Raw genomic sequence first — 22,117 nt, 5'->3', positions numbered from 1 at the left:
CTTTCAGGGAGCACCGGGAAGGGTTGACGGCATGCGCGCGCCCTTACGTGCGCCGGCTAAACGAACGGCCAGAGCATGCCGAGCGACGTGGAAAAATGGAAGTCGGAGGTGTACGGTAACGATATACTGGACCACCTCTACGAGTTCGCGGAGGAGGGGTGGGAGTCTATCCCCGGAGACGAGCACGACGCCTGGTTCGAGCGCTTCAAGTGGTGGGGGCTGTACCACCAGCGCAACGGCCAGGAGAGTTACTTCATGATGCGGATCGGCACGCCGAATGGCGTGCTGAAGCCCGGGCAGACCGAGGTCGTCGCCGACATCGCGGAGGAGTACGCGACCGGCCCGGCGTCGAACCCCGAGTTCGGAGACTCCTGGGTCGACTGGACGACCCGGCAGTCGATTCAGCTGCACTGGATCAAGCTGGAGGACGTGCCCGAGATATTCGAGAAGCTCGACGAGGTCGGACTCTCGACCCAGCAGGCCTGCGGTGACTCCTGGCGAAACATCGTCGGCTGTCCCGTCGCCGGCAAGGACAAACACGAACACGTCGACGCCCTCCCCGTGGCGATGGAGCTGCACGACGCGTTCAAGGGGAACGAAGAGCACACTAACCTCCCGCGGAAGTGGAAGGTGAGCGTCACCGGCTGCCGCGAGGGCTGCGGCCAGGGCGACATCAACGACCTCGCCTTCGAGCCCGCGACGAAGGAGATCGACGGGGAGGACGTCAGGGGCTTCAACGTCCGCGTCGGCGGCGGCCTCGCCCGAAACGAGCCCCGCCTCGCGAAGAACATCGACGTGTTCGTCACGCCCGACCGGGCCGCCGAGGTCGCGGGTGGAATCTCGGCGCTGTTCCGCGAACACGGCGACCGCGAGGACCGTTACAACGCCCGCATCAAGTTCCTCATGGACGAGTGGGGGCCGGAGAAGTTCCGCCGCGTCCTCCAGGAGGACTTCGTCGACTTCGAACTCGAAACGGCCGGCGAGGATCTCCGCGACGAGTACAGCTACAACTCCGGGTACGCCAACGGCGGCCACTCGGACCACGTCGGCGTCCACGAGCAGAAGGACGGCAACTACTACGTCGGCCTGAACGTCCTCGTGGGGCGGATGGGCACGGACGACACCGCCGAGCTCGCCCGCGTCGCGAACGAGTACGGCTCCGGCGAGATCCGGGTGACCCAGCGGCAGAACGTCCTCATCACGGACGTGCCGGAGGAGAATCTCGACGCCCTGCTGGAGGAGGACCTCCTCGAACACTACTCGCCCGACCCGCACCCGTTCATGCGCGGCTCCATCGCCTGCACGGGGACGGAGTTCTGCTCGCTTTCCATCGTCGAGACGAAGAACCGGCAGGTCCGCTTCGCGCGCTGGCTGAAGGAGAACGTGGAATTGCCCGAGGGCGTCGAGGACTTCCACATCCACCTCTCGGGCTGCACGGCCTCCTGCGCCCAGCCGCAGATCGCGGACGTGAGCCTCCGGGGCATGAAGACCCGGAAGGACGGCGAGGCGGTCGAGGCGCTCGACATCGGCCTCGGCGGCGGTCTCGGCGAGAATCCGCAGTTCGCCGACTGGGTCAAACAGCGCGTCCCCGTCGACGAGGTGCCCGGCGCGATCGAGAACCTCCTCGCGAACTTCGAGGAGCGGCGTAACGGCGACGAGACGTTCCGCGAGTTCGTCGAGCGCACGGACGAGGAGACGCTCGCCGAGCTGGTCGAACCGGAGGAGACCAGCTACGAGGACCCGATGATGCACAACACGAAGATGACGTGGTACCCCTACGCCGACGACGACGGCATGGACGCGAGCCCCGCGCCCACGGACCGCGAGGACAAGCCGCTCCCGGCCGACGACTGAAATCGAATCGCGGCGCGCAGCGCCGCCCTCCGTTTGCTCGGCACCCCCCTCGGCGATCGGTCGGCCCAGAGCGCCGTCGGAAAACGCTATGCGCCTTCGCGCGCGAACGAGGGGTCGTCACCGTCACTTCGGCGCGCGACGGCACGATTTACGACTCACCCGAACGAACTCCCGCAGAGAACCCATGCCAGACAGACTCCTGAAGATCAACGCGTACACCACCTTCGACATGCTCGACGGCGAGGCGACGGGCCACGACTTCGAGGAGGAGGCCTTCGCCGTCCTGAACGTCACCGCGCCGCGGAAGAACCCCGACCACGTGAAACTGGAACTCGAACTCGACAACGCGGAGCTCGATCACCTGCCCCCGCACGCCGACCGCGTGACGCTCACGGCCGAGCAGGCCCGGACGCTCGCCGCGGAGCTCGAGAAGTACGCGTCGCGGGTCGAGGCCGCGGCGGACGAGTAGTCGACCGGCGAGCTACCCGGACTCCGAAATCCCGCCCGTCCCGGCCCTCGAATCAGGCCTGCGGCGGCGGCCGCGCGCCGAGTTCGACCCGCACCTGCCGCCGCTCTCCGTCCCGCAGCACGGTGAGCGTGATCGTCTCGCCCGGGCTCGCGTTCAGCGCGAGATAGGAGTAGAAGTCCTGAACCGACTCGATCCGACGGCCGTCGACGGCGAGGACGACGTCGCCCCCGGTCGGGACCGAGAATCCGTCGACCTGCGCCGTCGAATCGGAGCCTCGCAGCTCTCCCTCGGCGGGTGCGCCCGGGAGGACGCCGACGACGAGCAGCCCCCTGGCCCGCCGGAGGTCGTTCGCCCGCGCCACCGCCTCCGTCACGTCGATCAGCTGCACGCCGAGATACGGGTGTCTGTACCGGCCGCGCCGTATGAGCGCCGGAACGACTCGGCGGACGAGCGGCGCCGAGATGGCGAAGGCGATGTTCTCGCCGCCGCCGGAGTTCACGACGCCCTGAACGACCCCGTCGAGGTTCACGAGCGGGCCGCCGCTGTTGCCCGGATTCACCGACGCGTCCGTCTGGATGGCGTTCGGGATGCGGAAGTCCGCCGCCGGGCTCGGGATGAGCCGGTCGACGCCGCTGACGATGCCGGACGTGAGCGACCCCTCCAGCCCGAACGGGCTGCCGATGACGGCCACTTCCGTGCCGATCTGCGGCTCGGTCTCGGCGAGGGGGAGCGGCGCGGCGTAGTCCGGACGGTTCCGGACGCGGACGACCGCGAGGTCGCTGTACGCGTCGGTGCCGACGACCGTCCCCGTCACTGACTGCCCGCGGCTGTACAGGACGTCGACCCGGTCGGCGTCGGTCACGACGTGGTAGTTCGTGACGACGTGCTCCTCGCCGTAGACGAACCCCGACCCGAGGCCGCCGCCCGGCGCCCGGATCTGGACGACCGAGCCGACGATCTCGCGGTACAGGCGCGTGTAGACGCTCCCTTCGCCGTTCGCCGTCCCTTCGCCGCTCGACGCGTTCGCCCCGTTGTCGGCCGTCGCCGGTCCGGTCCGGTCGGCGGTGGCGTTCGTCCCGGTCTGTCCGACCGTCTCGCCGGAACCGGAGCAACCGGCGGTCCCGGCCGCGACGGCGGCGGCGAGTCCGAGGTACCGTCGGCGCGTGAGGCTGTCCGAGTCCATGGGCGCTCCTCCGGGCGCCAGCGCAATAGCTTCCGGGCCGGAGCGGCGGCGACGCGCCGGATATCGTGACAGTAAGCTATCCTCGAACGTCGACGAGCCGGCCCTCCAGCTCCGGGGCGATCCCCGCCTCGCGGGCGTACTCCACGAGCGCCTCGTACTGGACGCCGTGTTCGTCGACGGCGTGGTCTGGCGTGAGCGGCGCGAACCAGTCGTCGGAGGCGAGCACGAACCCGTTGGTGGCGAGGGTGTAGGTTCCGTCGCGCGCCACGCGCTCGCCGCCGACCCTCGCCTCGACGAGTTCGTCCCGCGCGCGGTCCCAGACGACGCGCATGCCGCTCACGTGTCCCCACCACCGCCTGTCGGAGCCGAGAGCCCCGTCGGGCGCGGCCGTCTCGGTCAGGAGCCGCCGGAGTTCGGTTCCGGTCACCTCGGCCGTGTAGAGCGTGCCGCCGAACGGCGAGAGGCCGACGAGGTCCGCGACCGTCACCTCGCCGGAGAGCGGCGGGCCGTCGCGGAGGCCGCCGGCGTTCGCGAAGCCGACGTCCGTCCCCGTCGCCCAGCGGTAGGCGTCCGTGACGAGGTTGGCGACCCGGCACTCGCCGGCGTACCGCAGGCTCCGCTCCCGCCGGATCGGCTCGTCGACCGCGCCGACGACCTCCGTCAATCCGGTTTTGTCCATCCGCGCGCGCAGCCGGTCGGCGACGGTGCGGTCGACCGGCGCGTCGGCCGCGCGGCGGCGGGTCGCGGTCGCCCTGTCGCCGCCCAGTTCGACCTCCCAGACTACCCGGCCGTTCGGGCCCGGGCGCGTCAGGAGCGTCCCGTCGATCCGGTCGCGGCGCTCCGAGTGGACGTGGCCGCCGAGGATCGCGTCGACGTCGACCGCGACCGCGAGTTCGTCGTCCAGGCGGCCCAGGTGCGAGAGCACGACGATCCGGTCGACGCCGCGCCCGCGGAGGGCGTCGACCGCGTCGCGCGCGGCCTCGATGGGATCTGCGAACGAGAGGCCGGTCGCGGCCGGACACATCCCCGGCGTGGCCGGATCGGTGAGACCGATGAGGCCGACGCGCGTCCCGCCGCGTTCGACTACCGTCCAGGGATCGACGCCGGCGAACGGCGAACCGTCGGGTTCGCGGACGTTCGCGCTGAGCCACGGTTGCGGGGAGTCCGCGACGAGTTCGCGCGTCCGGTCGGGGCCGAAATCGAAGTCGTGGTTGCCGAAGGTCTCGGCGTTCGGGCGGACAGCGCGGAAGAAGTCGAGCGACTGCCGCCCCTCCGAGAGGAGCGCGAGGACGCCGGGGGCCGTGTTGTCGCCCGTGCCGACGACGAGCGTCCGGTCGTCGCGCCGCGCGCCGACGAGTCCGGCGAGCCGGCCGATTCGCTCCGGGTCGTCGTAGGCGTTCTCGACGTCAGAATAGTGGAGCAGTCGCACGCTACCGCGTGACGTGTCGGTCGATCGGCAAGGCGCTTTCGGCCGACGGGCGAGCGCGGTTCGAACGCGTTTCGAGGTTCGAGCGCGCCGCGAGGCTTCGTCCTCCGCTCGGTGTCCGCGGCGCGAAACTATAACCTCCGTTCGGCCGCAGGAGGTGGTATGTCCGACGCCGACTCCGCCGCCGGCTCGACCGTCTACGACGAATCGGACGCCGACCTCTCGATCCTCGACGATCGCACGCTCGCCGTCGTCGGGTACGGCAACCAGGGCCGCTCCCAGGCGCTCAACCTCCGCGATTCGGGGGTCGAGAACGTCGTCGTCGGCAACCGCGAGGACGCCTCGTGGGACCGCGCCGAGGATGACGGCTTCGACGTGTACGAGACCGGCGAGGCGGTCTCGCGGGCCGACGTCGTGTTCCTGCTCGTCCCCGACGAGGTCGCCCCGGACGTGTACGAGGCGCACGTCGAGCCGAACCTGGAGCCGGGGGACGTACTCAACTTCGCCTCGGGGTACAACGTCACCTACGGGTTCATCTCGCCGCCGGAGGACGTCGACGCGATCATGGTCGCCCCGCGGATGATCGGCTCGACGGTCCGCGAGCTGTATCTCGAAGGGCGGGGCGCGCCCGCCTTCGTCGCGGTCGAGCGGGACGCGACCGGCGACGCGCTCGACGTGGCGCTCGCCGTCGCCCGCGGCATCGGCGCGACCCGCTCCGGCGTCATCAAGGTCGACTTCGAGACCGAGACGAAGCTCGACCTGCTGACCGAACAGGGGCTCGTTCCGATCGTCGCCAACGCGCTCATCGCCAAGTGGGAGGTCGAACTGGCGGAGGGCGCGCCGCCCGAGGCCGTCCTGATGGAGGGGTACCTCTCCCGCGAGCTCGCGTACGTCTTCGAGAAGGCGGCGACGACGGGGCTCGTCGAGCAGATGCCGCTGCACTCGATGACGAGCCAGTACGGCCAGCTGACCGGCGTCGACGAGTTCGACCGCGAGCCCCTGCGGGAGTTCATGCGCGAGCGGATGGACGCCATCGACGACGGCGGCTTCGCCACGGAGTGGACGCTCCAGCGGCGCGCCGGCTACCCGAAGCTCGAGCGCCTCTACCGGAAGTACCGGGATCACGAGATGATCCGCGCCGAGCAGCGGACGATCGAGGAGTTCGACCTGTCGGACGACGCCGACGGGGAGTGAGTCGCCCTCGGTTCGACGAGCGGGTCGACGCCCCGGGCGTTCGAGCGCGGGTATTTCGCCGTCGAGCGCGTACGACGCTCGATGGATCGGCAGTCGGGTGAAACGCACGTCGTCCTGTTCACGCTCTGGCTCACGGTGTTCTCGCTCGCGAGCCAGGTGATGATCGTCGCGCCGATCCTTCCCCGGATCGGGGAGCGGCTCGGGGTGGAGAGCTCGCTCCTCGGGACGCTGATCACGGCGTACGCCGTCGGGGTGGCCGTCTTCGCGCTCCTGACCGGGCCCGTCTCGGACCACGTCGGTCGCCGACGCGTCCTGCGGTTCGGAACCGGGCTGCTGACCGTCGCGCTGGCGCTTCACGCCTTCGCCGACGGGTTCGCCTCGCTGCTCGCGGTGCGGGCGCTCGCCGGCGTGGCCGGCGGGATGCTGAACGGGGCGGCCGTCGCGTACGTCGGCGACTACTTCCCGCGCGAGCGGCGCGGCTGGGCGAACGGGTGGGTCATGAGCGGCCTGGCGGCGGGCCAGATCGCCGGCGTCCCCGCGGGGACGGTCCTGGCCGCCCGGTTCGGGTTCCGCGCCCCGTTTCTGGCGTTCACGATCCCGGCGGCGCTCTCGTTTCTCCTGTACTGGATCGCGGTCCCGCAACCCGACGTCGAGCGCGCGTCCGATCGGCTCTCTGTGCGCGGGGCCGTCGGCGGCTACGGTCGCCTCCTGCGGCGGTCCGACGTCGCCGCCGTCTCCGCCATGTTCCTGCTCATCTTCCTCGGCGTCTCGACGTACGTCGCCTACCTCCCGACGTGGCTGGAGTCGCGCCGCGGCGCGACGGCGGCGACCGTCGCCGTTCTGTTCCTGGTCGGCGGCGTCGCCAACGTCCTCGCGGGGCCGCGGGCCGGACGCCTCTCGGATCGGGTCGGCCGCAAACCGGTCATCGTCGGGGCGTCGCTCGGGGTGACCGCGGTCGTCCTCCTCACGCCGGTCGTCGTCACGTCGCTGTGGCTCGCGTACCCGGTGTTCTTCCTCGCGATGGCGCTTCTCGCTTCCCGGATCAGCCCGCTACAGGCGCTCCTCACGGAGCTCGTGACCGGCGAGCAGCGCGGATCCGCGATGAACCTCAGCATCGGCATCGGCCAGATCGGGTTCGGGGTCGGCGGCGTCGTCGCCGGGGCGGCCTACGTCTCGTTCGGCTACGCCGGCAACGCGGCGATCTCCGGCGCGAGCATGTTCCTCGTGACGGCGCTCGCGTGGCGCTACCTGCCCGACGTGCGCCCGACGCCCGCACCGACCGCGGAGCCGGGGCCGGGCGAAGGCGCGTTCCCGTCCGCGGTCGCGATCGCGGAGCACGGCGTTCAGGACGCGCTCTGCGGACCGCTGCACGAGGCGGGGCACGTTCCCCGGCCGGCGGTCGGCGGCGCGCGGGTCGACGATTCCGACGACGCGCGGGGCGCGAGGCGCGGGATCGAGTCGGCCGACGCCGACGATCCGTAGTCGATCGCGGCGTCGACCGTTCGAAATCCCATCGCACGGGCGTTGGTCTATCCGCTCGTGCGGCGTACAATACTACCGGGACGTGCCAGACCGCGCGCCGAAACTGGTCGCCGGTCGTCTCCGAAAACCGAACCATTAACCCCTAGTTTCTTACCTTGTCGCCCGGTACCACGCGTCGGTATGGTTCCAAGACGACTCTCCGTCGCCGGGTACTGCAGGGACCGCCGGAAGCCGTCGGCGGTCATCGACGAGCGCGGAAGACCCTGTCGGGGCAGTAACAGGACGTCGCTGACCCCCGCGCTTTCAGCCTTCCCGCGATCGACTATCGACCGGAGCAACGACGGAGAGCCAGGCGGCCTCTCGCCGATCCCGGACGCCGGCGTCCGGGAGAGGATCTGCGAGAACAGGATCGCGGCGATCGACGACAACCACACGACCAACCTATCAAAATGATTGACGACGATTCCAGCGAGCCGACGAGCGACTCGTACGGCGCGGAAACGGGCACGGGTGGTTCGCACGACGTGGAGACGGACGGCGGTGTCACGGCCCGACACGAGACGACCGACTACCTCGACGCGGAGATCAATCTGCTGTCGCCCAGCACCCCGTACATGCGGGAACACCAGCGGATCGTCTGGACCGGGTTCATCGTCTGGTCGTTCACGACGTTCGGACCGATCACGGCGACCCGGATCGCGCCCGACCTGATGACCGCGCAGATGCCGATACTGGGGTTCCCGTTTCACTACTTCGCGATCGCGATCGGCGGCCCCACGAGTGCGCTCCTGCTCTCGGTGTGGTACGCCCGCCAGCGCGACAAACTCGACGCGAAGTACGGGATCGACCACTCCGCCGTCGAAAGCGGCGGCCGCGAGGACGCGACGGTGGCCGACGGAGGTGCGACGGAATGATGTCGGCCGCCGCTCTCCAACTGCCGTACATCATTCTCCAGGACCAGGCGCTGCTCCCGGAGGGGCTCGACATCTCGTTCAAGCCCCTGCCCGCGCTCATCGTGATCGTCATGATGACGTCGTTCCTCGTCGTCGGGTACATATTCAAGGTCGCCGACACCGACGACATGTGGGTCGCCGGGCGGTCGATCGGGAATATCGAGAACGGGATGGCCATCGGGGCCAACTGGATGTCGGCGGCGTCCTATCTCGGGATGGCGGCCCTAATCGCGCTGTCGGGCGTGTACGGGCTGGCGTTCGTCGTCGGCTGGACGACGGGCTATTTCATCCTGCTGATCTTCCTGGCCGCGCAGATGCGCCGGTTCGGGAAGTACACCGCGCCGGACTTCGTCGGCGACCGCTTCAACTCCGACGCGGCGCGCGCCATCGCGGCGATCACGACGTTTCTCATCGGGTACGTCTACTCGATCGGCCAGGCCCGCGGTATGGGACTGGTCGGCCTGTACATTCTGGGAGACCCCAACATCCCGGGCCTGACCGGCTACCAGGGGATGATGATCATCTTCATGGTGATCACCATCGGGTACCTCGCGCTGTCGGGGATGCTGGGCGCGACGAAGAACATGGCGCTCCAGTACGCCATCCTGATCACCGCGTTCCTGAGCGGGGTGTGGGTGACCGGCTACGTGGCCGGCTACTCGACGATCCTGCCGCAACTGGAGTACGGGCGGCTCATCAGCGAACTGGGGCGGGAGTTCTCGGCCCCCTTCGCGGGCGGCAGCTACTACCTGTGGATTGCGACGTGTTTCTCGCTGATCTTCGGGACGTGCGGCCTGCCGCACGTCCTGGTCCGGTTCTACACGGTGGAAAACGAGCGGATCGCGCGCTGGTCGTGCACCTGGGGGCTGTTTTTCATCTGCCTGCTGTACCTGAGCGCTCCCGCGTACGCGGCGTTCGGGACGGCCCTGTACTCTCAGAACGTTCAGCCGACCTACGGCGACCCCGGCATGGGCTCGGCGGCCGCGGACGTCATCGTCGTGCTGGCCACACAGCTCGCCGGGAACCTGCCGACGTGGTTCGTCGGCTTCGTCGCGGCGGGCGGGATCGCGGCGGCGGTCGCGACGGTCGCCGGGCTGTTCATCGCGGCGTCGTCGGCCATCTCCCACGACATCTACGCGAACATCGTCAACCCGGACGCGTCGCAGTCGGAGCAGGTCCTCGTCGGCCGCCTGAGCATCATCCTGCTCGGCGTGCTCGTCATCCTGGCCGCGCTGAACCCCCAGGCGCCGATCGCCGCGCTGGTCGCCTACGCGTTCTCGCTGGCCGCCATCGTGCTGTTCCCGATGTTCTTTCTCGGGCTCTGGTGGGAGAAGACCAACCGCCAAGGCGCGCTGACCGGGATGGTCCTCGGACTGATCCTCTGGTTCATTCCGATGCTGAACGAGGGGCAGTTCGGGATCATGAGCGTCCCCGAGGGGCAGTCCGGCGTCATCGAACCGCTCGCCACGTGGATGCCGGCTATCGGCTCGGCGCTGGTCGCCATGCCGATCGTGATGATCGTGACGGTCGCCGTCTCCAAGGCCACCCCGACCCCGCCCAGGGAGATCGTCCTGATGGTCCGGCAGTGCCACAACCCCGAACCGATGGCCAGGGACGTGACCGCCGAGGACGTGGTCGCCCGGAAGATGGACGAGAGCCCAGCGGACGACTAACCATGTACGAACGCATACTCGTTCCGACCGACGGAAGCAACGTCGCACAGGCAGCGGTAGACCACGCGCTCGACCTCGCCGAGAAGTACGGGGCCGAGATACACGCGCTGTTCGTCGTCGACATCAACGCGGTCAGCATCACGCTCGGTCCCGAACAGGTCGACCGTCTCAGCCAGGGGCAGTTCGGCCAGATGACGGAGCTGCGCGAGAAGGCCGAGTCGGCGACCGGCTACGTCAGACAGCTGGGCGAGGAACGCGGGATCGACGTCGTCGAGCACCACGCGGGCGGTACGCCCCACGAGATGATCGCCGACTACGCGGAGGACCACGACGTCGACCTGATCGTGATGGGGAGTCACGGGCGATCCGGCGTCCGGCGCGCGCTGCTCGGCAGCGTGACCGAGCGGACGCTCCGATCCACCAGCATTCCCGTACTGGTCGTCGACTACCCGGGCACCGGGGACTGACGTCGCCCCCGGTTCGCGTAAGCCTGAGGTAGCTGCTCCCCGTTCGACCCCTCATGGACGATCAGAGCGCCGCGAACGCGGGCGAGGTGCCGTCGCCGTGAACCTCGGGGATCGCCTGCGCGAGCACGTCAGCGAGAACAAGCGGGGGATAGTCCACGACCTGATGTTCGCCGTGATATGGGTGACGCTGGTGTCGTTGATCTTCGAAGCGGTCGAGGGCCCCCGGTGGGCGTACTACCTGTTCATGGTGGCGGGGATTCCGGCGTACTTCGGGTTCTTCCTCTCCCTCGAGATGGCGCGCGAACAGGAGCGCGAGGGGTGATAATCCCCGGGGCGCTCGGCTCGCGTTACGCGCGAACGAACAAACGAGAGGGAGGGCGCAGCGGGCGGGCCGGGAGGAAAGCGACGAACACAAACGGCGCGCCCGGCTATCGAGAGCTGAATGGACATTCGCTTTCTCGGCGGCGCTCGCGAGGTCGGCCGGAGTGCCATCCTCGTGAACGACCGCCTTCTTCTCGACTGCGGGATGTCGACCGGGAACCCCCCGCAGTTTCCGGTGGGCGCGCCAGACCCGGACGCGGTCGTCGTCAGCCACGGTCACCTCGACCACGTCGGCGCAGTTCCGTCGCTGCTCTCCGGCGATCGACGTCCGCCGATCCACTGGACGCCGCCGACGCGCGAGCTGGCGCTGACGCTCGCTCGCGACACCCTCAAACTCCACGGCGGCACCTACGACTGCCCGTTCACCGAGGAGGAGGTGCGGCGCGTCACCCAGGTGTCGGAGACCCACGGGTACCGAGAGACGTTCGAGGCGGCCGGCCACGAGGTGACGTTCTACAACGCGGGCCACATCCCGGGGAGCGCGCACGTCCTCGTCGACGACGGCGAAACGCGGCTCTTCTACACCGCCGACTTCCACACCGACAGTCAGCGGCTGGTGTCGGCGTCCACGGCACGGCCCCCCGCGGACGTCGTCATCTGCGAGAGCACCTACTCCGACGTCGAACACGAGCGTCGCGAGCGCACCGAAGAGCGGTTCGTCGAGAGCGTCAGAACGACGATCTGGGAGGGCGGCACCGTCGTCGTTCCGGCGTTCGCCATCGGTCGGACACAGGAGATACTGCTGATCTGCGAAGCCAACGGCGTCGACTGCTACGTCGACGGCATGGGTAAACGGGTGACACGGATGCTTCGCCGACATCCGGAGTTCGTCCGCGACGGGGAGGCGCTCCGGCGTGCGAAGTCCAACGCCCGCTTCGTCACCGGCCGGGACGGGCAGCGGAGACGCATCGCCGCGCAGAACACGGTGATCGTGACGACCAGCGGGATGCTCTCCGGGGGACCGGCCATGACGTATATCCCCGAGGTTCGGTCGAATCCGACGAACAAGATCACGCTGACGGGGTACCAGGTCGAGGGGACGCCCGGGCGCGAGTTGCTGGAGAGAGGACGGGCAGAAATCGGCGGGCGGGTACTACCCGTCAGCGCGCAGGTCGAGCGATACGACTTCTCCGCCCACGCTGACCGCGACGGGTTGCTGGACTTGCTCGCGGCGTATCGAGACTGCCCGGTTCTCGTGAACCACGGCGACCGCTGTGAGGCGTTTGCGGCTGAACTGCTCGACGAGGGGTTCGAAGCGTCGGCACCCGAGCCGGGCGACGAAATCGCCGTCTAGTTCCCCCGGAGAACCGACGACGCCACGGCCCTCCCGCGGGGGTTCGGGGCGGAAGTCCGCGACTTCAGTCGCGGGTTACTGACCTCCGAAGGAAGCAAGGCCGCGACTTCGGCCGTGGGCGACCCTCGCCCGCCGCGGACGCCTCGCCTCCGTCGGTTCCGGTTTTCCCACCACCGGCGTCGAGACGACGCCGGCGGGCAGACCGCGGCGCGCCGGAGGTCCGATCGCTGTATCGGGCCCTCGCCGCGCGCCGGGGTACCAGCCGTCGAAGGGCTTGAGTTGCACCGCCGAGTCCGACGCGTCGAGAATCAGCACCGCGTTCATGGCGTCGGCCGTCGAAGGTCGAACCGAGCCGTGCGCGGCGCACGGCCGTGATCACCGTGACGACGCGAACGTTCAAATCACCGGCCAGTTACGTACAGGGGCGCGGGGTGCTCGACGACCTCGGCGCGCACGCGGCGGCGCTCGGGGAGACGGCGCTCGTCGTCGGCGACGACGTGGTGCTCGACATCGTCGGCGACAGGGCGACGGAGAGCCTCGGGGCGAACGACGTCGAGGCGACGACCGAGACGTTCCGGGGGGAGGCGTCGACGGCGGAGATCGACCGCCTCGTCGAGGTGCTGCGGGAGCGCGACGCCGACGTCGTCGTGGGCGCGGGAGGCGGCAAGGCTCTTGACGCCGCGAAGGCGGTCCGGGAGGCGACCGGAACGGCGATGGTGTCGATGCCGACGGTCGCCTCGACGGACGCGCCGACGAGCAGCCTCTCCGTCATCTACACCGAAGCGGGCGAGTTCGAGGAGTACTGGTTCTACGAGGAGCACCCCGATCTCGTGCTCGTGGACACCGAAGTCGTCGCGGGCGCGCCGACCCGGCTGTTCCGGTCCGGCGTCGCGGACGCCCTGGCGACGTGGTTCGAGGCCGACGCGACCTACCGATCGGGCGGCCGGAACGTCTTCGGCGATCGGCCGACCCGCGCGGCGCGCAGCATCGCGAAGCTCGCGTACACGACGCTCAGAGAGCACGCCGTCTCGGCCGTGCGCGCGGTGGAGGCGAACGCGGTCACCGAGAGCGTCGAGGCCGTCACCGAGGCGAACACGCTCCTGAGCGGCCTGGGGTTCGAGAGCGGCGGGCTCGCGGCCGCCCACTCCGTCCACAACGGCCTGACGCAGTTGGAGGAGACCCACGGCGCGACCCACGGGGAGAAAGTGAACGTCGGGACGCTGTCGCAGTTAGTCCTGGAGGGCCGCGACGACGCGTTCGTCTCGGAGATCGTCGAGTTCTCGCTCGCGGTCGGCCTGCCGGTCACCCTCGCGGACATCGGCCTCGAGGACCCGACGGACGAGCAGCTCGACGCCGTGGCCGAGGCCGCGTGCGATCCGGACGAGACGATCCACAACGAGCCGTTCGAGGTGACGCCGGCGGCCGTCAGGGACGCGATCTGCGCGGCGGACGAGCTCGGACGCGCCGCGAAGGCGCGCGACGGCCGCTGATCGGCGGCCGTCGGATGCAAAAGGTTCACTATTGACTACCGGTTCCCTTCACACATGGACCGACGCTGTTCGAGGCGGCGGCTTCGGCCCGGTTCGATCCCGCACCCGGGATCGGAAGACCCTCCGTCCGACGTGCGCGCGGCCCGGCCAGCGACCGGATGCGGGCTCGACCGATGAACGAAAGCCGAAGTCCGGGCGTTTCGAACGTCGTCCTCGTCACGGTGGACTCGTTGAGAGCCGACGCGGTCGACGCGTCCCCCGCCGGCGATCTGACGCCGACGCTCGGCCGACTGGCCGCCGACGGCCTCGCGTTCGAGAACGCGTTCGCGCACGGCAACTGGACGCCGTTTTCGTTCCCCAGCGTCCACGCGTCGCGGCCGGTGTTCGCTGCGAGCGCCGACATCGGACTCCCGGAGACGCCGACGCTCGCGGAGGTCCTGCGGGCGTCGGGGATTCGGACCGGGGGATTCAACGCGGCGAACGGGTTTCTGACCCACCACTGGGGGTACGATCGGGGGTTCGACGAGTTCGAATCGTTCGTGACGGGGGCCGAATCGGGCCCGTACAGCCGATACCTCGCCGCGCACCCGACGGTACAGGGGTGGATTCAGCTCGCGACGTCCCCGTTCCGGCGAGCGGTTTCGCGCCTCGCGGGCGGCTCCGACGACCGCCCGTTCGCGGACACGTCCCGGATGCTCGACGTCGAGCGCCGGGCGTCGCGGTTCGTCCGCGACGCCGACGGGCCGTTCTTCCTCTGGGTCCACTACATGGACGCGCACACGCCGTACGTCCCCGCGCTGCGGTACCTCCGCGAAGTTTCCTCGCGTCGGGTGAGCGCGTTCGGGATGGCGCGCGCGCACGTCCGCACCGGGCTCGGCAGGGAGGTGGGTGACCGGACGCTCGCCGACCTGAAGACGCTCTACGACGCGGCAGTGAGGCAGGTCGACGCGAGCGTCGGCCGCCTGCTGGAGGCGCTGTCGGAGGCGGGCCGCCTGGACGACACCTGCGTCGTCGTCGCGGGGGACCACGGCGAGGAGTTCCTGGAACACGGACACCTCGCCCACTACCCGAAGCTCTACGAGGAACTCATCCACGTTCCCCTGCTCCTCTGGCACCCCGACCTCCCCGCCGGACGGGTCGAACCGCACGTCGGCCTCGACGCGATCGCGCCGACGGTGTGCGACGCGCTGGGCGTCCGGCCGGCCGAGAGCTGGGAGGGGGAGTCCGTCCTCCCGCCGTTCGACCGCGAGCGTTCGGGCGAGCGTCCCCCGGCGGTGTCGGTCGCGGTTCGCGGAGAGGAGATCACACAGCAGCCCATCCCGCGCCGCCTCGACGAGGGCGAACTCCTCGTGAGCGCGCGGACGGCCGACTGGACGTACATCGAACACGTGGAGACGGGGCGCAGGGAGCTGTACGACCGGAGAGCCGATCCGAGCGAGCAGCGGAACCGGTACGGCGACCCCGCCGACCGGCCGGCGGTCGCGGCGCGGCTCGAATCCGCGGTCGACGAGCACGCCTCCCGCCTCGCGAGAAACGAGTCCGCGGAGCGCGAAACGCCGAACGAGATCGCCGCTCGGCTGAAGGCGCTCGGATACCGGTGATCCCGTCGTTCGACTCGCGCGTCCGGCGGCTCGCGAGCCGTGCCGAAGCGGGGCGGCTCGCGCGGTTCTTCGTCGTGGGGTCGACCGCCGCGCTCGTGCAGACGGCGCTGCTCGCGGCGTTCGTCGAGGTCGTCGGGCTGTACTACCTCGTCGCGGCCGTCGTCGCGATCGAGATCACGATCGTCCTCCAGTACTTCGCCAACAACGCGTGGACGTTCGGAGCGTCCCGCCACCGGACGGCGGCCGAGTACGCCGGCGGCCTGCTCCGGACGAACCTCGTCCGGGGGACGGCGATTCCGATTCAGGTCGGTCTGCTCTACCTGTTCGTCAACGGAGCGCCGGTCGGGTACGCCCTCGCCAACCTCGGCGCGATCTTCGTGAGCGGCTTCTACCGGTACCTCCTCGACTCGCGCTGGACGTGGTAGGGCGGGAGAGAGGCGGAGGCGGAACGGTTATCCTCGCTACTCCTTCGACACGATGCGCACCTGAAACGGTTCGTACCCGCCGTAGGCGGCCTCCAGCGCGCCGAGCCACCAGTTCCACCGCTCCGGGATCGTGCAGTCCGCGGGCGCGTCGCCGAGGTTCCGAACCACCTCGTCGACGGTGAGCGGCGCGCCGCGGTCGACCTCCGCCTTCCCGGCGTCGGCGAGGTCGCGTGCCTGCCGCACGACGACTCGGCGCTCCGCCGGCGCGCCGCCGAAGGCGGATTCGAGGGCCGCGTCGAGCCTGGCGTCGTCCATGCGGGAAGGTGGGCGCGGCGGACCATGAACGCTACGCGCGCCAGGCGACGAGCAGGAACAGCCCGCCGAAGAAGCCGAGCGCGACGGCGACGTAGGCGACCGCCGCGCCGTCCACCCGTCCGGACGCCCGCAGGGCCGTGAATCCCGCAACACCGAGAAAGAGCAGCCCGAGCGCCGCGAGGATCCCCCGTTCGGCCCGCGACGCGCGGCGGCGATCGGACTCCGACCCGGCAATCGCCTCCAGCGCGGCGCGCACGGCCGGGAGTCGCTCGGCGGGAACGACGAGGAGGAACGGGTCGTCGATCCGGGCGCCGTCGTACCGGAGCAGACAGAGCGCGTAGCCGCCGAGCCGAACCGCCCGGACGGCGCGCAGGCCGTCGACGTCGTGTTCGCGGCTGCCGTCGCCCGATTCGACGACCAGCGTCGACGTCTCCGGATCGACCGAGCCGGCGGTGCGGCGGAGGGCGTCGACCGCGTACAGCGCGACGAGACAGCCGGCGTACGCGAGCGGAATGGCGGGGTGGAAGACCGCCAAGAGGAGCGCCGCCAGCCCGACGAGGAAACCGGCGACGAGCGGGCGCGGATCCGGACGTTCCGCGCCCGGCAGCAGGTCCGAGACCGCGTCCGCGCCGTCGATTCCGGCGGCGACCGCGAGGTAGACGAGGGCCACCGGTCCGCCGAAGAGCAGCGCGAGCGCGACCAGGAGCAGCGCTTCGGTCGCCTCGGCGGTCGTCGAGGTCAGCGCGACGAATCCGACGGTTCCGACCGCGAGAACGAGGAGGGCGACGAGCAGACCGACGAGACCGTATTTGGAGATCGTTCGGAGACCGGAGCCGGGATCGACGCGCCACGAGACGCGACGGGGGGACGTCGCGGGATCGGGAACCATGGGGGAAAATCTGTCGCCGGGGGAGAAGGAACTACCGCCGTCGTCGGGTGACGGGAACTACCGCCACCACTCGCCGCGGCGCTCCTCGTAGCTGGCGTCGCGGAAGGGCTCGGGTCGCTCGCGCTGCTCTTCTGCGCCCAGTCCGTAGGCGATCCAGTTGCCGACGTGCCAGCCGACGGCCTCCGTGTCGACGCCGGCGAGCACGATCCGGAGCCGGGTGTAGTACTCGATCGCGCCGTCCCCGTCGACGTCGGGGCCGGCGGTCGCGGCGCAGGAGCCGGTCGGGCAGGTGGACTCGTCGCCGAACCGGACGACGACGTCGGCCTCGTCCGGCGAGTCGACGGTGCGGAAGGTGAGGTTGTCCGGGACGCTCCCGTCGGCACCCCGTTCGTAGTACTCGAGCACGTGTCCGATCTGCTCGCGCGCCTCCTCGGGATCGGAGGCGTTGGCGGTGTCGACGTAGACCGCGAACGTCCCGTCACGCCACGGGAACGCCCGCTCGGTCGCGTTCGGCCGCGGTTCGGTGTACAGCACCGACGCGCCGCGCATGACCTCCCGCGGCGCGTCGTCGTGCGTGAGGCCGAGCGTGTGGCCGAGTTCGTGCTTCAGCACGAGGCGGGTCGAGTCGTTCGAGAGCCCGGTCTTCACGTACACTGGAAGGGGATCCGAGTCGGCGACCTGGCGCTCGTCGGTGACGAGGGGCGCACAGCCAGCCGCCTCGTGGGCGTCCCCGCACTCCCGCACGTCGTCGACGAAGCGGACGACGACGTCGGGGTCCTCCGCGTCCGGCTCGACGCGGTACGAGACGGGGTAGCCGGCGAACCGCTCGGCGTTCTCCTCCCAGTACGCCGTCGCGTCGCGGACGAGGGGGACGAAGTCGCGTCCCGGCTCGCCCGGGTTCTCGACGGCGACGACGATCGGCTCGTCGCCCCAGGGGCTCGGACGCGGTTCGACCGGCGTCGGGGTGGGCGTTTCGGCGCCCGGGGAGCCACCCCCGGCGGCGTCGTCCCCGCGGGACGCGCTCGGCGTCTCGGTCGGGCCGACCGAGTCGGACGGGCCGCCGACCGGAACGGGAAGCACGCAGCCCGCGAAGACGAGCGCAGCGGCGAGCGCGACTGGAATCAGCGCGGCTCGGAGGCTGCTCATCACCCTGTCTGGGGCCGGACGAGCCATGAGCGTTCCGGCCCGCGTCGTTCCCGTTCCGGTCGGGGCGGCGACCGACGTCGTCTCGGGAGGCGGGTCCGTCACCTCGGGGGTGAGCCGCTACGCCGCGCGGTTCGCGGCGTAGCAGTCGAACTCCTCGGCGAGCGCCCGCTCGCCGGTCTCGATCTGGACGGTGGCGTGATCGATCGAGAAGTCGCGCGAGAGGAGCGCCTGCGTCCGCGCCAGGATCGCGTCGGCGTCGGCCTCCGACGGCGCGACGAGGTGGGCCGAGAGCGCGGTCCGCGAGGAGTCGAGCGCCCAGACGTGGAGGTCGTGGACGCCCTCGACGTCCTCGACGGCCGCGAGCGCCGCGCGAACCTCGTCGACGTCGATCCCGCCGGGAGTCCCCTGCAGGAGGATGTTGAGGCTGTCCCGGAGCAGATCCGCGACCGAGTAGAGGACGAGCGCGGCGACGACGAGCGCGAAGAGCGGGTCGAGCACGTACAGGTCGGTGAACGAGAGGACGACGCCGAGGACGATCGCGGCGACGCTCCCGGCGGCGTCGGCGAGGAGGTGCAGGAACGCCCCCTCGACGTTGAGCGATCCGCGGTGGTCCGACAGCACCCACGCCGCCGCGGCGTTCGCGGCGAGCCCGAGGACGCCGACGAGGACGACGAGCCCGGCGTCGACCGGCCGCGGGTTCCGGAAGCGGCCGTAGGCGTCGACGAGCACGTAGCCGACGACCGCGAGCAGGAACACCCCGTTGAGGAGCGCGCCGATCACCTCCGCGCGGTGGTACCCGTACGTCCGTCTCGGATCCGGCGGCCGGGTCGCCGCCCACGCGGCGAAGAGCGCCAGCCCGAGGCTCGCGCTGTCGGTGAGCATGTGCGTCGCGTCGGCCAGGAGCGTCAGCGAGTCGGCCAGGAGCGCCCCGACCAGTTCGACGAAGAAGAACGCGGTGTTGATGCCGAGCGCCAGCGCCAGCGCCCGGAGGCCGCCGGCCGCGCCGCGGTCGTGACCGTCGTGATCGTGACCGTCGTGATCGTGACCGGACATCGGATGCGCGGGAGAGGGGGGAGGCTCAGGGGCGCTCGGTCTCGGCGTCGCCTCCCGGCGCGTCGTCGGGCGAGACGCCCGCGAGCCGCATCGCGTTGCCGGTGACGCCGAGGCTCATCCCCATGTCGCCGATCACGACGGCGTGGATGACCGACACCAGCCCGAGGGGCGCGCCGACCGCAAGCACCGCTTTCACCGCCAGCGACGACCAGACGTTCTGCCGGATGACGCCGTTCGCCCGGCGCGACAGGTCGTAGAGGTACGGAAGCCGCGCGAGGTCGTCACCCATGAGCGCGACGTCCGCCGTTTCGAGCGCCGTGTCGGTGCCCGCCGCGCCCATGGCGATTCCGACGGAGGCGGTCGCCAGCGCCGGCGCGTCGTTCACCCCGTCGCCGACCATCGCGACGCGTCCGTACTCGTCGGCCAGGTCTTCGACCGCTTCGACCTTCTCCTCCGGCAGGAGGTCCGCGCGCACCTCGTCGACTCCCACCCGCTCGCCGATCACCCGGGCCGTCCGCTCGTTGTCGCCGGTGAGCATCACGATCCGCCCGACCCCCAGGTCGCGCAGGCGGGAGACGGCCCACTCGGCCTCGGATCTGACCGTGTCGGCGATGGCGATGACGCCCTCCAGTTCGTCTTCCGTGCCGACGAGGACGACCGTCTTCCCCTCAGCCTGCAGGCGCGGGACCGTCTCGTTCACGAGGTCGAGGTAGGATCCGTGCTCGCACTCGGCCGCCTCGTCGAGGTAGCCGAGTTCGCGGCCGGTGCTCGATCCGGCTCCGCCGTCAGCAGCGTCGCGGCTGGCCGTTGCCGTTCCGCCATCTGTAGCGTCGCGGCCGGCCGTTGCCGCTCCGCCGTCCGTCTCCACGTGGGCGTGTTCGAGATCGAACCCGAGATCCTCGAAGAGGCCCGGCTTGCCGGCGTAGTGGGTCGTGCCGTCCAGGTCCGCCCGCACGCCCTTGCCGGTGATCGACTCGAACTCCGAGATCTCGCGGTCCGGCACGCCGCGGTCCTCGGCGTGCTCGACGACGGCCGCCGCGATGGGGTGTTCGCTCCGTCGCTCGATGGCGCGGGCGCAGCGCAGGAGGTCGGTCTCGCTCGTCCCGTTCAGCGGGATGACGTCGGTGACGCCGAGCTCGCCGGTCGTGAGCGTCCCGGTCTTGTCGATCGCCACCGCGTCGATCTCGCCCATCGCCTCGAGGTAGTTGCCGCCCTTGATGAGGACGCCGTTTCGGGCGGCGCTCGTGACGCCCGAGACGACGCTGACGGGCGTCGAGATGACGAACGCGCACGGACACGCGATCACCAGCAGCGTCAGCCCTCGGACGAACGCCTCGGTCCACGAGACGCCGAAGACGAACGGCGAGGCGAGGGCGGTGACGACGGCACCGACCACGATCACCGGCGTGTAGTAGCGGGCGAACCGGTCGACGAAGCGCTCGCTCTCCGTCCGGTTGGCCTGCGCGTCCTCGACCAGTTCGACGACGCGCGAGAGCGTCGAGTCGGCGGCGGTCGCCGTCGTCTCGACTTCGAGGTACCCCTCCTCGTTGATGCTGCCGGCGTACACCTCGTCGCCGGGCTCCTTGTCGACGGGGACGCTCTCGCCCGTGATCGGCGACTCGTCGACCGCGCTCGCGCCCTCGCGGACGCTCCCGTCGAGCGGCACCTTCTCGCCCGGACGGACGACCACCGTCTCGCCGACGGCGACCTCCTCGACGGGGACCGTCGCCTCCTCGCCCCCGCGGCGGACCGTCGCCGTGTCCGGCGACAGCTCCATCAGCTCCCGGAGCGAGTTCCGCGCGCGATCCATCGAGAAGCGTTCGAGGAGCTCCGCGACGCTGAAGAGCACCGCGAGGGTCGCCGCCTCGAACGGCAGGTTCACCGCGAGCGCGCCGAGGATCCCGGCGGCCATCAGGAAGTCGATGTCGAGGTTGCGGTTCCGCGCCGAGTAGTAGCCGTTGCGGACGATTCCCTGCCCGGCGACGGCGGCGGCCGCGACGTACGCCAGCCAGTCGACGGTGATCTCGCGGCCGACGACCGTCCCCAGGGCGACGTTCTGCCCGGTCAGGAGGTACTCGAAGAGAATCCCGGCGAGGAGAAACGCCGCCCCGGCCCAGGTCTTCAGCGCTCGCGCGCTGCGCCAGACGGAGTGGTGAGACGCGATCCCGTCGTCGGATTCGACGGCGTAGCCCGCGCCCTCGATGGCCGCGACGACGGCCCCGCGGCTCGTCCGGCTCGGGTCGTAGGTGACCGCGACCCGCCCCGCCGTGGGCCGAGTGTCGAACTCGATCACCCCGTCGACCGTTTCGAGGGCGTTTTCGACTTTCCCGGCGCAGGAGGGGCAGTCCATCTCCGGAACCTCGAACGTCTCGGTTTCGTCCGCCCGCACCGCGTACCCGGCGGCCTCGACGCGCCCGCGAATCGCCTCGGGACCCGTTTCGTCGGGGTCGTACCGGACGACGAGCGTCCCGGTCGTCGGGCGGGGTTCGATCGCGAGGACCCCGTCGAGGGCCGCGACGCTCGTCTCCACCTTCCCCGCGCACGACGGACAGTCCATCTCCGGGACTGAGAGCCGCAGGACGGGCGATTCGTCTCCCGCGCTCGACTCGTCTACCGGGTCGTTTCCGTCCGGACGCTCGTCGGAATCGCAACAGGCACAGCAGGAATCGGTGCGGCGAGCGTCCCGCTGCGTATCGGTCATTGGGTGTCCGTAGCGGCTCTATCGATATTAATTCATCTGCCAGAGAACGGCCTTCGTATACGAATCTATAATATCTGTTCGCGGTTTAGTTAATAATATATTTCTGTCGCGTAGTTTCGAG

20 protein-coding genes are annotated in these 22,117 nt (G+C 70.3%); 13 read left to right on the top strand and 7 right to left on the bottom strand.

The genetic code is table 11. The annotated features are described in order from the left end of the window. Positions 1–75 precede the first annotated feature (75 nt). Positions 76–1,854: a nitrite/sulfite reductase gene (locus tag CNO20_RS00335; protein WP_101294065.1), complete on the top strand. Its 1,779-nt coding sequence runs from the start codon at positions 76–78 to the stop codon at positions 1,852–1,854. A 184-nt stretch (positions 1,855–2,038) separates the two neighbouring features. Continuing rightward, positions 2,039–2,323, top strand: coding sequence for a DUF6360 family protein (locus tag CNO20_RS00330; RefSeq protein WP_101294064.1), 285 nt, complete (start codon positions 2,039–2,041; stop codon positions 2,321–2,323). A gap of 52 nt (positions 2,324–2,375) precedes the next feature. Here the strand turns inward: CNO20_RS00330 and CNO20_RS00325 are convergent, their stop codons facing one another. Then, positions 2,376–3,506, bottom strand: coding sequence for a S1C family serine protease (locus tag CNO20_RS00325; protein WP_101294063.1), 1,131 nt, complete (start codon positions 3,504–3,506; stop codon positions 2,376–2,378). Between the two features lie 76 nt (positions 3,507–3,582). Further along, positions 3,583–4,935 carry a bifunctional metallophosphatase/5'-nucleotidase gene (locus CNO20_RS00320; protein WP_101294062.1) on the bottom strand — a complete coding sequence of 451 codons (1,353 nt, stop codon included), beginning with the start codon at positions 4,933–4,935 and terminating at the stop codon, positions 3,583–3,585. A gap of 159 nt (positions 4,936–5,094) precedes the next feature. On the opposite strand from CNO20_RS00320, the gene ilvC reads away from it, so the two are divergent. The 11 genes from ilvC (at position 5,095) to CNO20_RS00265 (ending at position 15,892) form a co-directional block, all read left to right on the top strand. Continuing rightward, entirely contained in the window at positions 5,095–6,126 is a 1,032-nt protein-coding gene (ilvC, locus tag CNO20_RS00315) for a ketol-acid reductoisomerase (RefSeq protein ID WP_101294061.1), read from the top strand. Positions 6,127–6,207: 81 nt separating this feature from the next. Next, a complete protein-coding gene (locus CNO20_RS00310) occupies positions 6,208–7,608 on the top strand; it encodes an MFS transporter (protein WP_101294060.1) in 1,401 nt (466 codons plus the stop codon). A 180-nt stretch (positions 7,609–7,788) separates the two neighbouring features. After that, the gene (locus CNO20_RS00305) at positions 7,789–8,061 is read left to right on the top strand and encodes a hypothetical protein (RefSeq protein WP_101294059.1); all 273 of its coding nucleotides are present in this window, start codon (positions 7,789–7,791) and stop codon (positions 8,059–8,061) included. Further along, positions 8,058–8,522 carry a DUF4212 domain-containing protein gene (locus CNO20_RS00300; protein WP_101294058.1) on the top strand — a complete coding sequence of 155 codons (465 nt, stop codon included), beginning with the start codon at positions 8,058–8,060 and terminating at the stop codon, positions 8,520–8,522. Before CNO20_RS00305 ends, CNO20_RS00300 begins: the two co-directional genes overlap by 4 nt. Further along, on the top strand, positions 8,522–10,234 hold the full coding sequence (locus CNO20_RS00295) for a sodium:solute symporter family transporter (RefSeq protein WP_101294057.1): 1,713 nt from the start codon (positions 8,522–8,524) through the stop codon (positions 10,232–10,234). The genes CNO20_RS00300 and CNO20_RS00295 overlap by 1 nt, the downstream gene beginning before the upstream one ends. Before the next feature lie 2 nt (positions 10,235–10,236). After that, positions 10,237–10,701 carry a universal stress protein gene (locus tag CNO20_RS00290; RefSeq protein ID WP_101294056.1) on the top strand — a complete coding sequence of 155 codons (465 nt, stop codon included), beginning with the start codon at positions 10,237–10,239 and terminating at the stop codon, positions 10,699–10,701. 97 nt (positions 10,702–10,798) lie between these two features. Continuing rightward, entirely contained in the window at positions 10,799–11,023 is a 225-nt protein-coding gene (locus CNO20_RS00285) for a DUF8119 family protein (protein WP_101294055.1), read from the top strand. Positions 11,024–11,143: 120 nt separating this feature from the next. Then, positions 11,144–12,376: an MBL fold metallo-hydrolase gene (locus tag CNO20_RS00280; protein WP_101294054.1), complete on the top strand. Its 1,233-nt coding sequence runs from the start codon at positions 11,144–11,146 to the stop codon at positions 12,374–12,376. Positions 12,377–12,756: 380 nt separating this feature from the next. Continuing rightward, positions 12,757–13,866 (top strand): glycerol dehydrogenase, encoded by a 1,110-nt coding sequence (locus CNO20_RS00275; protein WP_101294960.1) that lies wholly within the window; start codon positions 12,757–12,759, stop codon positions 13,864–13,866. 173 nt (positions 13,867–14,039) lie between these two features. Next, entirely contained in the window at positions 14,040–15,467 is a 1,428-nt protein-coding gene (locus CNO20_RS00270; protein WP_101294053.1) for a sulfatase family protein, read from the top strand. Continuing rightward, entirely contained in the window at positions 15,464–15,892 is a 429-nt protein-coding gene (locus tag CNO20_RS00265) for a GtrA family protein (RefSeq protein WP_233203837.1), read from the top strand. The genes CNO20_RS00270 and CNO20_RS00265 overlap by 4 nt, the downstream gene beginning before the upstream one ends. Before the next feature lie 36 nt (positions 15,893–15,928). Here CNO20_RS00265 and CNO20_RS00260 read toward each other — a convergent pair whose 3' ends face one another. The 5 genes from CNO20_RS00260 to CNO20_RS00240 all read right to left on the bottom strand — a co-directional run bounded on the left by CNO20_RS00260 (position 15,929) and on the right by CNO20_RS00240 (position 21,996). Beyond that, on the bottom strand, positions 15,929–16,207 hold the full coding sequence (locus tag CNO20_RS00260) for a WNWW family protein (protein ID WP_101294052.1): 279 nt from the start codon (positions 16,205–16,207) through the stop codon (positions 15,929–15,931). Between the two features lie 31 nt (positions 16,208–16,238). Beyond that, positions 16,239–17,096, bottom strand: coding sequence for a hypothetical protein (locus tag CNO20_RS00255; RefSeq protein WP_101294051.1), 858 nt, complete (start codon positions 17,094–17,096; stop codon positions 16,239–16,241). Between the two features lie 57 nt (positions 17,097–17,153). Further along, on the bottom strand, positions 17,154–18,242 hold the full coding sequence (locus tag CNO20_RS00250) for a zinc metalloprotease (RefSeq protein WP_101294050.1): 1,089 nt from the start codon (positions 18,240–18,242) through the stop codon (positions 17,154–17,156). Positions 18,243–18,359: 117 nt separating this feature from the next. Continuing rightward, the gene (locus tag CNO20_RS00245) at positions 18,360–19,295 is read right to left on the bottom strand and encodes a cation diffusion facilitator family transporter (protein ID WP_101294049.1); all 936 of its coding nucleotides are present in this window, start codon (positions 19,293–19,295) and stop codon (positions 18,360–18,362) included. Between the two features lie 25 nt (positions 19,296–19,320). Further along, complete coding sequence (locus CNO20_RS00240) at positions 19,321–21,996, bottom strand: heavy metal translocating P-type ATPase (protein ID WP_101294048.1); 2,676 nt, start codon at positions 21,994–21,996, stop codon at positions 19,321–19,323. Positions 21,997–22,117 lie beyond the last annotated feature (121 nt).

It is taken from the genome of Halegenticoccus soli, assembly GCF_002844195.1.
In the GTDB taxonomy this organism is placed as follows: Archaea; Halobacteriota; Halobacteria; order Halobacteriales; family Haloferacaceae; genus Halegenticoccus; species Halegenticoccus soli.
The sequence above is the reverse complement of the archived record's forward strand: the minus strand, read 5'-3'. Positions and strand labels throughout refer to the sequence as shown.